Below are 13,715 nucleotides of genomic sequence, written 5' to 3'. Positions count from 1 at the left end.
TTTGTATAATAGCGCTATCATCCTTTTGAAAAGATAGATAAAAATTAATTTATTAATCTCTATTTTGAATACGAATACATTATAAGCTTGAGCATCAATGGTAATCATAGGCCAAGGATCGACAAAGCGACAATTTGCAATGAAGGTTGCTAATTACAATAGAAGTAGAAATATTAAGCGGCGCTGCCTACCCCAAATTCAAATTAATGAAAAGGATAGGCAAGAAAAGGGATATCAAAGAAGGGATACTAGCATGCTGATAAAAGGGAATGGTTGAAACATGAGGTTAATTCAATTGAGCTCATGGCTGAGCTGATCCATGGTTTATTTTTTGGCAAGCAGATACTATTAACGATTCAGAATCTTTATAAAAGTCACCCTCAACTTGTGTCTTGTCACAAAGGTGGGTCCTAAATTGAGCAAATAAGTTGCCATCAACATTCATTATACTCTGCCAAAATTGGGCTAAGCCCCCTTGATAAGTTAACCCAGCAATATTGTAAAGTGCTTTGCCTAATACAATCGTTGGTAGCTTGTGCAACAGAGCCGAAATGCCAACGGTGCTGTTGACTGTCACAACACCTTTCGCGTGGTGATAGACATCGGGCAAGTTAAAATCATGCCCATATAACACCCGCCCTTGCAAAGATAACTCATCAACTAATTTATCAATAAATACACCATAGTGCTCAAAGCCACGATTTTGGGGGTGATGTTTAATCAACAAGCCCTGTTCTTGAGCCGCATTGTCAGCAAATGAACGCAACACTTCATCGATCACTTGTTCAACCGAGTTAAAATGAGAATGATCCCTGAGTTGAAAATCAACTTCTACCTGCAATGGCAACAAAAAAAATTGCTGATCATACTTCTCAATGAACGCCTTATATCTGGCGGGATCGAGCAATCTAGCGTGCCATTTTTGCCCAAAACTCTTCACCCAGTAATACGCTTCTTCGATGACACCCCACGGCCTATGATGTCGATAGTGAAAGAAATGTATTTGGCGTACTGAACGCCAAATATAATAACAAGTTGCATATCGAGCGCGACGACCGAACGTCGACGATACCGGGTGCGAACTATTGGTTTCTTTAGCCTCAATGCTTTGCAAATTATCCATATTATTAAACAAGGGAGAATTGGCATTGCAACCTCCTTGCTCTAGGGTCACAAACCCCGCACGTAGATAACCTTCTTCAAATGCCCAAAAATCAACGTTAAGTTCAACGCTAACCTGTTTAGCCACTTTATGATAAAAACGGCAATCACCATAAACCACCACCGAGTCAATACTATTTTCGATGCAAAATTGAGTTAAAAATTGGTGCCAGTGCTCAGGAGAGCCCAAATAGTTGAGTTGATTATCTGCCCCGCCATAATATCTATCCCCACCGTTAAAGTTAATCTTATGACTATAATGCCCCAAAGAAGCACAATGGTGAGCTAACTTTTTAAAAAAAGGGCCAAGGGGTCCCTGTAAAAATAAAATATTGCTCATAAAGCCTACTACATCCTTATACATCAAACATAATGAAAAATAGTGCTCTTACAAACGATACGCTTCATAAAAATACTTAACCTTTCGGCTAAACCTTGCCAACCAAGAGCTGCTTAACTGCTGGCCTGCCACTCCCTGCTGTTCATACTGAGTCCGCTCTTGAGTCAATACCGCTATCACTCGCTCCACTGAAGTTAACACCCCTGTTCCCCAATCAACATAGCTTGGATAACTCACTAACGTTGCATAGATAAGTTGGTTTAAATCCAACCGGTTACGCCTCTCAGGAAAACTCAAATCATCGGTTGTGAGTCCCCAGCCGGCATAAAATGGCGAGCCATAAGTGGTGACTTTTTTGTGGCGTAACAAGGCTTCAAACCCCGTTAATGAAGTCATAGTGCATACTCTATCGCACACATTCAACACAGTCACAATGTCGACGTCGCTGAGATAAACATCAGCATATTCCAAAGCCGCGTTTTCACCTAATGCTCCTGGTCTTACCCCTGAATAGAGATCGGGATGTTCTTTGAACATGATAAAGGCTTGCGGATGCGTTAACCTCACCTGCCGTAATAACTGGAGGTTAGACTTTATCTTACCTCGACTGCTGACGATGGACTGATCTTGTTCAAACTGACCCGGTACTAAAATCACCTCACATAAGCCACCTTCAACATCACCAGTGCAGTGCCGATATTGCGCTATTTTATCTAACACCGAACTTGCTGCTAATTTCTGCCCCACATTGTATTTACTCAGTGCTCGCTCAACCACCATTGCGGTTAATAACTCGGTCCGCGCTACCTGCTTAGGCGTTAACTGCACGGTATTGAGAATATCAACAATGTCAGACGGCGCATCAGGGGAATAATACATGCCTTTTTTATCGATAACTAAGCAAGAAGGGCGACGTAAATCTGCACCTAAGCCTACTGAACGAATAAAACCATCCTCCATAAACCAAACAGGGCAGCTCTGCCTTAAAGTTTGGGCCCAAACAGCTTGGCTTTTGCCCCACAATAATACCGCCACATTAGCATCGCCATGAATCAAACGAGCTAACTTATCTTGACGCTGAACAAACACCACCTGCCTTGCCATGCGGCCAATAAAGGGTTTAATAAAAGCCCGCTTCCACAACGAGAAACCAAATGCATAACAGATATCAACACTGTGTGATTGCTGCGCTAACTGTAAAGCTAACCACTCTATAATCACTTCAACTTGGCATATTTCACCGGTTTGCGGGTCCATATAGTCGGGATATTGGATCAATGCCGCCGCGACTAACTGAGGTAACGACACCTTAACACTGCGTCTTGCACACGTTTGTCTATCTAATGTTAAACCCCAACCCGCATAAAATGGCATGCCATAACAATGCACTGGCACACCGTACAACAAGCCTTCAAAACCAAGTTGTGAGGTCACTGTGTATATCTGCTCAACCTTAGCCATTAATTCACGAATAGCACAATCGTCACTGAGCAGGTAAACGTTCGGGTGTGAGCAAGCCTCTATATTCAAAAAACCCTGTTTTTTCCCTTTAATCACATCAGGATGAGTTTTTACCACTATCATCTGATCAGGATGGGCCGTTAATGCATCTTCAATCATGGTAGCAAAGCTCTCTTTCGAGCCTAAGCCTTGCTCAACGGAAATGTCGCCTGCAGTCTGATCAACCACTAAGATCACCGAACCATTCGCTTGCGCCTCAAGCCAATCGGGTAATGCACAGCGTTGATGATTATATTTAGAGATCCCACTTTGTGTTAGCTCGGTTATGAGGTTTTGAGCACGCAGCTCAAGCGCCTGGGTAAACCAGCCTTTACTGCCATCAGTAGTTCGAGCCCTAGCAGTGACACACAATTGCTCTAAATCACTACTGCTACGTGCATCATAATAAATACCAGTCTTATCTTTAATCAGCGACAAACGCTGAGGCTTATCCTGTGAATGCCATAAGTAACCAATAAAGCCATCTTCGAGCCGTATGTAGAGTAAGTCATGCTGTTCTGCAAACAGCTTAGCTTTTTGAGTATTGGCTTTATTACCCCAGCCCACCACCAGATCGTTATGGAACACCTGTGGTTTCAGATTGATTTTCTTCAGCTCAGCCGCAAAAAAACGTGCTAAATGAAAATCCGATGCAATGCCATTTGAAGCAGTCCAAACTTGATGTGTTACTGCTGAAACCATAAAATAACTCTTAATCTTGTGTACTGTGAGAGCCTCAAGAGCAGAAGAACAATCTCAACCCTTACTTACTCATGGTTGATGATCAACTCATCTTGAATATGCTTCAGAAGTTAGCTTCGGCTATAAGCAGATGCTCTCTAGCGCGTCGAACTTTCTCGATGTCATCGTCACCTGAGCCCCCATCCGATCACGCTCAAATTCAATAGTATCTTAATATATAACCATTATTATTGTAGCCCGTAGAAAAGTGATATTATGGCGTTACATTTTTATGAGGTAAAAATGTTAAAAAACAATTAAAAAAATAGGATTTTCATCATGCATTTTAAACTACATGAACGCATTGACATGGATAGTGATAGTGTGGGTTTCATGCCACTTTGTGAGATAAGATTAAGTAAAGAGGACATTGGCCCTTGGCTAATACTTGTTCCGAGGATCAATGATATAACCGAAGTTCACCAACTATCTCATAAACAACAAGTTCAGCTAATCAGAGAGTCAAGTACTGTCAGCACAAAATTAGAAGAGGTATTTAGCCCTGATAAAATTAATGTCGCTTCACTGGGTAATATCGTCTCACAACTGCACATTCATCACGTTGCCCGGTATACCGATGATATTGCTTGGCCAGGGCCTATTTGGGGAAACACCACAGGCTTAAAACGGAATGATAAAGAGCAACAAAAGTTAATACATCAAATCCAAGTCAGCCTAGATGAAACTAATGGATTTGTTACACAAATTTAATTAGCTAACCATAGCAAATTTTTCATTTCTAACTTGTTTCTGAGCCATGATGTTTCTTACTCTAATAAGATCATCCAGATTATCGACACCATGGCTAGGTGCTTTATCTACGCATGCCACCTGAATATGAGCATTATTATAAATAGCCCTTAACTGCTCCAGCTTCTCTAATGATTCAAGTACTGAACACGGCCATTGTTGGTAAGCAAACAATGTCTCAACTCGATAAGCATACATACCAATGTGACGTAACCAAGGGTTAGATGGGCACTCAAAACTTGCCAGTTCAAAACCATCACGAGCAAAAGGGATAGCCGAACGAGAAAAATAAATAGCTTTGCCACTATAATCACAAACTACTTTGACACAATTAGGATTATTTAAATCTTCTGACACCATTATTTTACTGCCTAAAGTCGCTATCCCAGCATGTGGATTATCGGCAAGTGTCTGTGCTGCTAATTCAATATATTTAGAATCTAATAGTGGCTCATCACCTTGTAAATTGACAATGATCGTATCACCACTCCAATTCAATATTTCAGCAACTTCTGCAATTCTTGATGTACCAGATTCATGATCAGTTCGGGTCATCACAACCTGAGCACCAAAAGCTTTAGCAATATCCATCGTCTCTTGATGATCAGTTGCAATCACAATGTCATTAGCATTAATACCCGTTTCGAGTGCGCGTTGGTAAGTATGCCAAATCATAGGATGACCAAGGATATCGATCAACGACTTACCAGGTAAACGCGTAGATGAAAACCTTGCTGGAATAACAATTTTATATTTCATTTTAAATCCTTGTAAAATTTATTTATGAAGTAAAAGCAAAATATCCACATTTCATATAATCTAAAAATACGTTTACAAGTATGTAAGCCAATCCAAACGATATTTATGAAGTCTTAGTACTGGATATAAGTTCTGGTAAAGGAAAAATTATTAGTTATTAATTAAATGCCATTAACATAGTATTATTTTTATTTAAAATATATCAATTTTAACAAACGACTTAACTAAGTCATCAACCGCTTTCATTTGAACTAAATACGGTTCTAATTTATCTAACGGCAGTGCACAAGGACCATCGCATAAGGCATTATCAGGATCAGGATGAGATTCTAAAAACAAACCAGCAAGTCCTAAGGCCATACCTGAACGCGCCAGTTCAAAAGCTTGAGCTCGACGTCCGCCAGCTGAATCTTCACGTCCGCCAGGTTTTTGTAAAGCATGAGTCGCATCAAAAATCACTGGTGCCATACTTTTCATTTCATTCATACCCAACATATCTACTACGAGATTGTTGTAACCGAAGCAAGAGCCACGTTCACACAACAAAATCTTTTCATTGTCAGCTTCTTTGAACTTAGTAATGATATGACGCATCTCATGTGCCGCTAAAAATTGTGGTTTTTTAACATTGATGATTGCGCCAGTTTTAGCCATAGCCACGACTAAATCTGTTTGACGGGCTAAAAAAGCAGGCAACTGAATAATGTCCACAACCTCAGCAACAGGAGCCGCTTGGTGACATTCATGCACATCGGTAATAATCGGCACACCAAAGGTAGTTTTGATCTCTTGAAATATCTTAAGCCCCTCTTCCATACCTGGACCACGATAGGAGTTTATCGACGAGCGATTTGCTTTATCAAATGAGGCTTTAAATACATAAGGAATGCCTAGCTTCTCAGTAACTCTAACGTATTCCTCACAAACTCGCATCGCAAAATCTCGAGATTCTAAGACGTTGATGCCGCCGAAGAGAGTGAATGGTTTTTGATTATCAAAATTCATTTTCAACATAAAACCAACTTATTTAATTTATTAATTTTTTCGTTTATATCATTCTGTTTAGATTCAATATTTAACCTAATAAATGGTTCTGTATTTGAACCTCTCAAGTTAAATCTCCAATCCTTGAAGATCATATCAATCCCATCTATTTCTCTGATTTCAAGAAGGTTTTCCCATGTATGATTCTTAATCTTTGCTAGCATATCTACTACCGAAGACACTTTAAAATTAATCTCACCAGAACTAGGATACTTACTTATACGATTTTTAACCATTTGAGAGAGTGCTTGCTGTTTTGTACACACTAATTCAGCCACTAACAACCAAGGGATCATGCCGCTATCGCAATAGTTGAAGTCTCTGAAGTAGTGGTGGGCACTCATCTCGCCGCCGTAGACAGCATCTTCTTGTCGCATACGTTCTTTAATGAATGCATGCCCTGTTTTGGACATGATTGGAACGCCGCCATTAGATTCAATGATATCGACAGTATTCCAGTAAACCCTAGGATCGTAGATTACCTTCTCACCAGGATTCTTTTTAAGAAACGCCTCAGCTAACAACCCTACGATGTAGTAGCCTTCAATAAACTCGCCGTTTTCATCAAACAGGAAGCAGCGGTCAAAATCACCATCCCAGGCGATACCCATATCCGCCTTGTGCTCGAGTACTGCTCTACGAGTATCTTCCCTATTCTCTGGTAGTAACGGATTTGGTATGCCGTTAGGGAATGTATGATCTGGTTGATGGTGTACCTTGATAAAAGTGATCGGTACTTTGAGCTGTTTTAATCCCTGCTCGAGCTCGTCGATAACATGTCCAGCTGCACCGTTACCCGAGTTCACCACTAATTTTAATGGCTTGAAATTGTCTGCTTTGACATAAGTAAGTAAGTGATCGGCATAGGGTTCTAGATTGCTTACTAGAGTATAAGTACCTTTTTCTTGATCTCGTTTTATCGCACTTTCGCTTTCTAGCCAAGGCTGCGATTCTGCTAAGTATTGAATATCAAATAAGCCTGTGTCACCTGAGATGGGTTTACTATTTTCTCGTACCAGCTTCATGCCGTTATAGTCAATAGGATTATGGGACGCGGTGACAATGATTCCGCCATCAACTTTCAGGTAACTGGTAGCAAAGTAGATCTCCTCAGTGCCAACCATGCCAATGTCGACAACATCACAGCCTTCATCTTGTAGGCCTTGGGCTAGCGCCATTTTAAGCGGCTCGCTTGTCTCTCTTGCATCTCCACCAACAACGACAGTCTTAGCCTTTAAATGAATGGCAAATGCACGGCCTATTCGGTAGGCGATATCTTCGTTGATTTGCGTTCCTAGCTGACCACGTATGTCGTAGGCTTTGAAGCAAGTTAATGGACTGGCAGTAGCTTGGCTATTCATCAACTCACCCTTCCGTAAATATCAGTAAAGCGAACGATGTCGTCTTCACCCAAATAAGTGCCTGATTGTACCTCTATTAACTCGAGAGGTATTTTACCCTTGTTTTCAAGGCTGTGAATTTCACCTATAGGGATATAAACCGACTGATTTTCAGTGACTAGGGTTTCTTTCTCGCCAACGGTAACATTGGCCGTACCTTTGACCACAATCCAATGTTCGGCTCTGTGGTAGTGCATTTGCACTGACAGTTTTTCTCCAGATGATACGGTTATTTTTTTCACTTGATATCGCTCGCCACTGCCGATGGAGTCATAGTGACCCCATGGCCGATATACTTGACGATGGTTTTCAGTCAGCTGAGGTGAGCCAGCTTTTAACTGCTCAACCACTTGTTTGATGTTTTGCACCTGATCTTTGTTTGCAATCAACAAAGCATCTTTAGTATCAATGACAATCAGGTTATCTAGCCCGAGAATGGCAATGTGTTTTTCTAGGCTATGCACATAGTTGTTATGCGCATTGACCAATATCGTTTCGCCCTGGCAGTGGTTACCACTTACATCTTTGTCGGCTAACTCCCAAATGCTAGACCAAGATCCTATATCACTCCAACTACTCTGAAATTCAATAACTAACCCCTTATCCGTATTTTCCATCACTGCGTAATCGATAGAGTTTTCTGGGCAGATTGCAAAGGCAGTTTTATCCGGTCGGATAAATTCTAAGTCCTCTTTAGCTTGTTTGACGGCTTTATGACAAGCATCGTACATTTGGGGTTCAAATTTTACCAACTCAGCCAAGTAACTAGAAGCTTTCATGGTGAACATGCCGCTGTTCCACAGGTAATCCTGGCTTTGCATATATCGGATAGCCGTTTCTTTATTCGGCTTTTCAACAAACTCGGCTATGTTGTAAATTCCATTATGACTCGCTGCGCCTTTTTTGATGTAACCATAGCCAGTTTCTGGCTGGGTTGGGGTTACGCCAAAGGTGATAATGTGACCATTATATGCATGTTCGCAGACATAACGAACCGTATCCGCAAAGTAAGCAGTATCATCAATGTAGTGGTCGGCAGACATCACGACCATCACTGCATCATCGAACTGTTGCTGAATATATTCCGCAGCTAAAGCAATTGCAGGTGCAGTATTTTTACCTATTGGCTCAAGCAAAATTTTTGCAGATTCAATACCTATTTGACGAAGTTGCTCTGCACATAGAAACCGATGATCTTCATTGCAAATTATGATCGGTGCTTCTTTCGATATTGCAGATGCGCGTTCACAAGTCTGTTGGATTAACGTTTTTTCGCCAACCAGTTGTAAGAACTGTTTTGGGTAAGCTTTCCTGCTCATCGGCCAAAGGCGTGTGCCACTGCCTCCGGCCATAATAACGGGGATAATTTTCATTTATTAATACCTAATCATTTAAAATCGAAATATATTCAATTATTATTTCTTAAAACACAGGTGTCCTTTGCCTGACAAATCATCATAAATATATTTGTAACCTGATGAAGTTAATAGCGTACAAAACATCTTGGAACAAATAAAATGATAAAATTTTATTATCATTTTCTATAACTAAAAAAATATGGAAATAAGCAGGTTTTAAATTATGACTTAACGCATTAGAGATCACAAACTAATGACTTCCTGAATCAACTATTATTAAAAAAATAGATAGCAAATCATTAACATTAAATATTTCTATGGTGTCACCCTAGGGAAAGGCAAAGTGACCAGCCTGAAAAACAGCTTTGATAATTAAATAAATGTTTATAAGAATAATCCGTCAGATACTCTTAATAAACCTAACTAATAATGTGAATAGTTATTTATTAAGAATGATAATTACAGTTCATTTACAAAATTCAACATAAAGTTACCAACGTCAATCTTTAAATCATGAAGTTGAGGTTTTAAACCATTATCAACTGCTATTGCATTATACGAGCTATATTTTGTTACTCCAACAATCCTAGCAAGACTCCAATACACCGGACTCCAAGCTGTATTGAATATTTCAATAACAGATTTCAAATTTCTTGAAAAAGCCATATTTACAAGTCCTGCTCCATGTGGCGAAACAATGTGTGTAGCATTGGAAAATATTTGTATTTGCTGTTGGAAAGTTAACGATTCTAATTTAACCAACTCATAGCTATATTCTTTTAATGCACCAAAAAAAACATCCTCATTAATGATTTTTCTACCAAAAGCATCTTTTCTTGAAACAAATATTTTTCTAGGTAAAGAAATCTCCATATCAAGTCTAGCCCTATTTCTTAACTGTGAAATTGCAAAAGGTGAATGTAATGGATTCATAAAGAACACTGGCACACGAAGATTTTTAACAAACACTACTTTATTCATTCTAATTAGATTGTAATTAGAATGAATAACTAAATATTCAAAAGTTTTTTTTTGAAAATTTGCAAGTGTTCCATTGACAAGTAAATTTCCTTGACAAAAACCACACATTTCTAATAAAAACAGCCGGGGCATCCAATTTATTAACCAATGATAATAATTTTTGTGTCCGCCTAACAAATTCGATTGCTGAATGGTTAAGTGCGTGTCAACTGTAATTTCTGATTGTGCTAGCTTAAAGTTTTTATTAACAACATCTTGATAGCCCAAATCAGAAATGAAATATTGATCGTTAAAAACAAAGCCATCAGGAGTCACATATACATCATTAAGTTCAACAACTTTTAAATCGGGATCATTTAAATTTACATGATGACTATCATTTAAATTACGCCTAACATAATCAACTGTACTTGGATAAAAACATATATTATCATTTATTTCAATATATTCTTTTAATTCAACTTGTTTCAAAATGCCTCCTTACTCAAACATTTAACATAAAAAATTAAAATAACTCGGATGTATACAAAGGTATTTATCTAATATAATAACATCATTGTTATTAACTATATTTTTTTTATCACGACTAGCGATTAATACACCAACCTTACTTTCTATACTTTTCTTGTCTTTTATCAACTCTATATTTAAATTTGTTTTTTTTATTTAAAACAGACTTAAACTCTGACATTAAGTAATCACGATCAATAGTAACCTCATAATTTCTATAATCTAAGTTTAATTTATCAGTATAATTTAAGTTCACACCCAAATTTATAAACATACCTTTTTTAAAAACCACCTAACTTTTTATAAATATCTTGTGCTTTTATTTTTACTTTAGTTGGATTTACTTTATAAGAATTGTAAAAAATAACACTTTCATTTTTTACAACAGGAAAATTATATATTAGCTCAGAATTTAACTCTCCTGAAATGCAAGTATGTTTCCCCACCAAGATATTAGCGTAGTTTTTAATTATTTCAATATTTGGAGCTCTATACGTTTCTTCATCTGCCAAAACACCTTTCAACTGATCTAATTCATTGACTTCTTTACATAAACCTTTACCTGAATATATACTTTTACCAAAAGTTAAAACTGGTCTGCCTGATATTAGCGCCTCAAATCCTACGGTTGAATTAATCGTTACCACTAAATCACTTACTGATATCCAATAGTTTAAACTTTCATCATTTGAATATAAAATATTATTAGCCAAGGGAAGATTTAGCTGTTGTTCTACTTCTTCAGGGTGATGTCGTATTACAAGTAAGGTATCGTTAGGTATTGAGTTAAGAATAGTAAGAACTAACTCCCTCATTGTTTTTACATTGTGGCTAAATAAAATAATATTTGTATCAGACTGTACCTGAAGAGGTAGGAATAGTATTTTATTCCATTTTGAAGAAAAATAATTTTTAGTTAAATTTAATTTCCCTTTTATTTTGATATGTTTTTGCTCACTACCATTATACTGTACAAGTTCACTTTTAGTTACCTCATTACAAAGTGAGCTAAAACCATTTACTCCTTCACTATCAAAAAAAACACCACTTTTTAGAAGGGAACGCTCCATATAAAATGATTTAATGGTCTTTAACTGACATATATTTCTTAATGTATTTGCACAAAAACCAGTATAACCATTCCAGATAAAAATAGTAATGGGATCTATATCTTCAATAATAAAACTAAGAATTTGTATATGATAAATAATAGATTTTTTAGCATGATCATTTAACCTCCTACCTCTTTGCAATTCAACCGAAAATACATCATTAAAACTAACCCCATTATAAGATAATATGTCAGGATTTTTTTTAACTACATTTCGCTGGATAAATAGTTTTATTCTATTTTTATGCCTATAATTTTCAAGAGAAACACTATCTATGCCATGATGTAAAAAGAATGTTTCTTCTTTACTTTTATATACTAGAACAATTGGATTATAGCCCTGACTTTTTAATTGCAATGCTACAGGTAATATACGCTTTTTATTCTCTAAGTGGTCACCTGATTGTATAATAATATTAACTCTACCAATCATTTGTGCTCACCCATTAATATTATATCCTTTAGTTTTGAATATGCATTATGATCAGAAAATATTTCAAGCGCACGTTTTTGTCCATTTCTGAATGAAGACAATTGGAATTGTTTGTTAGATTCTAGACTCATGAGTTTTGAAAGTAATTGTTCAGTATTATCAATTACAAATGCAACTTTTTTATCTTGTAAACATTGAATACCCATAGTATTTGTAAATAGTATTTTTCCTGAAGACAATGCCTCTACCGACTTAAAATTTAATCCACCCTGTACGAATACAGGATTTAATGATATATCAAATTTTGAATAGTATGCCCTTAATGAGTCTACAAAACCTAAACAAACAATACTAGAATCAAAAAAAACCAAATTTTTAATTCTATCTACATTACATATAGAACCTGCGATATAAAACTTGCTATCAGGGCTTAACTTCTTTATTTCAGGCCACCAAAAGTTAAGAATATGTTCTACAGAACGAACATTCGCTTCCATTTTCCCGCCAATAAAGCCAAAATTAAAAGGTTTATTCCCAACCTTATTTTTTGCTGGAATAAAGGCATAATCAAACCCGCTTACAACTAAACTGACTTTGGCCTTATTAAGTACCTTACTAAGGCACTCTTTATCTGGTTTTGATATTGCTAGAACGTGATCATATTCATTTAATACTTTACACTCCAATTTATTTTCTCTTTTTGTGCTATAAAATAATCTAAGATCACTTTCATTCTGAGTTTTATTTCTTTGAAATTGCACATCGTGTGTATCACAAATCCAAATAATTTTATTCTTAACACTCTCTGGCACTAGAGCTTTCACATTATTCATCCAAGCATAATTTACAATAACATATTGGTAATCATTCTCAGTTAACACTCTCGCCAAAGTGACCTGTGCAGAATAAGTAGCTTTATTGTCAAGCCTATCTTCAAAAAGTTCAGCTACTGGTTTTTTATAGCCTAAAATGTTACGAGATTTTTTTTCTAACCATCTACGAATTATTAAATAACGACTAAGTTTTCTTTTATTATTTTTATAAGTGTAAACTCTTGGGCAAATAGTTTCCAATAAACCTTTGGCTCTTTCAGCATGCTCTGGTTTACCTGCAGTAATTAAGGCATCAGTCCTAATGCCACTCTGATTTAAATGTAATAGCAGATTAAAAGCACGTTGATGGGATCCCATATTCAATGGAACCATAGGCCCAGGAAACACAGAGATAACTTTTGATAAACCACGCTCCATTAAACGATATGGTATTAGTTCAAAATCAGAATTTAATACAGAAACAAACTCTACATTTTTATTGATTGCGTCTCTTAAAATTGGAAGCCATAAAACTGCATCCTCTTTTGAACTACCAACAATAACTACACCTGTATATGTTGTATCCTCGACTATATTTAAATTTATTTCTGATATATTACTCGCATATGTTAATGTTCTGATGTTTTCAACATCGAAAATATTACCTTTCTTACAAATAACCACAAATGAATTTAATGGGAATATTGAGGTTAGTTTTTTAATTATTTTTTTTTGGTATTCTAATTGCTGTTCATTGAGAACAACTAACAAATTACTTTTCATATTATTATTTAACATCACTAGTTAAGTTTATA

The 13,715-nt window shown here is 36.9% G+C and carries 10 protein-coding genes; 1 reads left to right on the top strand and 9 read right to left on the bottom strand.

Features of this window, described 5'->3' with window-relative positions; translation table 11 throughout:
* Positions 1-301: 301 nt before the first annotated feature.
* Complete coding sequence (locus HQQ94_RS03815; RefSeq protein ID WP_254303995.1) at positions 302-1,501, bottom strand: capsule biosynthesis protein; 1,200 nt, start codon at positions 1,499-1,501, stop codon at positions 302-304.
* A 48-nt stretch (positions 1,502-1,549) separates the two neighbouring features.
* On the bottom strand, positions 1,550-3,703 hold the full coding sequence (locus HQQ94_RS03810) for a capsular polysaccharide biosynthesis protein (protein ID WP_173293171.1): 2,154 nt from the start codon (positions 3,701-3,703) through the stop codon (positions 1,550-1,552).
* Positions 3,704-4,021: 318 nt separating this feature from the next.
* Between HQQ94_RS03810 and HQQ94_RS03805 the strand changes: the two genes are divergently transcribed.
* Positions 4,022-4,453, top strand: a complete 432-nt coding sequence (locus HQQ94_RS03805; protein ID WP_173293170.1) for an HIT domain-containing protein — start codon at positions 4,022-4,024, stop codon at positions 4,451-4,453.
* Here the strand turns inward: HQQ94_RS03805 and kdsB are convergent, their stop codons facing one another.
* The 7 genes from kdsB to HQQ94_RS03770 all read right to left on the bottom strand — a co-directional run bounded on the left by kdsB (position 4,454) and on the right by HQQ94_RS03770 (position 13,698).
* A complete protein-coding gene (gene kdsB / locus HQQ94_RS03800) occupies positions 4,454-5,251 on the bottom strand; it encodes a 3-deoxy-manno-octulosonate cytidylyltransferase (RefSeq protein ID WP_173293169.1) in 798 nt (265 codons plus the stop codon).
* Positions 5,252-5,443: 192 nt separating this feature from the next.
* Positions 5,444-6,265 (bottom strand): 3-deoxy-8-phosphooctulonate synthase, encoded by an 822-nt coding sequence (kdsA, locus tag HQQ94_RS03795; protein ID WP_173293168.1) that lies wholly within the window; start codon positions 6,263-6,265, stop codon positions 5,444-5,446.
* Positions 6,259-7,656: a phosphomannomutase CpsG gene (locus HQQ94_RS03790; RefSeq protein ID WP_173293167.1), complete on the bottom strand. Its 1,398-nt coding sequence runs from the start codon at positions 7,654-7,656 to the stop codon at positions 6,259-6,261. Before HQQ94_RS03790 ends, kdsA begins: the two co-directional genes overlap by 7 nt.
* Positions 7,656-9,062 (bottom strand): mannose-1-phosphate guanylyltransferase/mannose-6-phosphate isomerase, encoded by a 1,407-nt coding sequence (locus tag HQQ94_RS03785; RefSeq protein WP_309247274.1) that lies wholly within the window; start codon positions 9,060-9,062, stop codon positions 7,656-7,658. The genes HQQ94_RS03790 and HQQ94_RS03785 overlap by 1 nt, the downstream gene beginning before the upstream one ends.
* 450 nt (positions 9,063-9,512) lie before the next feature.
* Entirely contained in the window at positions 9,513-10,505 is a 993-nt protein-coding gene (locus tag HQQ94_RS03780) for a DUF563 domain-containing protein (RefSeq protein ID WP_173293165.1), read from the bottom strand.
* Positions 10,506-10,825: 320 nt separating this feature from the next.
* Positions 10,826-12,088 (bottom strand): hypothetical protein, encoded by a 1,263-nt coding sequence (locus HQQ94_RS03775; protein ID WP_173293164.1) that lies wholly within the window; start codon positions 12,086-12,088, stop codon positions 10,826-10,828.
* A complete protein-coding gene (locus HQQ94_RS03770; protein ID WP_173293163.1) occupies positions 12,085-13,698 on the bottom strand; it encodes a glycosyltransferase in 1,614 nt (537 codons plus the stop codon). Before HQQ94_RS03770 ends, HQQ94_RS03775 begins: the two co-directional genes overlap by 4 nt.
* Positions 13,699-13,715 lie beyond the last annotated feature (17 nt).

Origin of the sequence: Shewanella sp. VB17 (genome assembly GCF_013248905.1) — a bacterium.
Taxonomy (GTDB): Bacteria; Pseudomonadota; Gammaproteobacteria; order Enterobacterales; family Shewanellaceae; genus Shewanella.
Note: the sequence above shows the minus strand (reverse complement) of the source record. Positions and strands in the feature narration are given on the sequence as shown.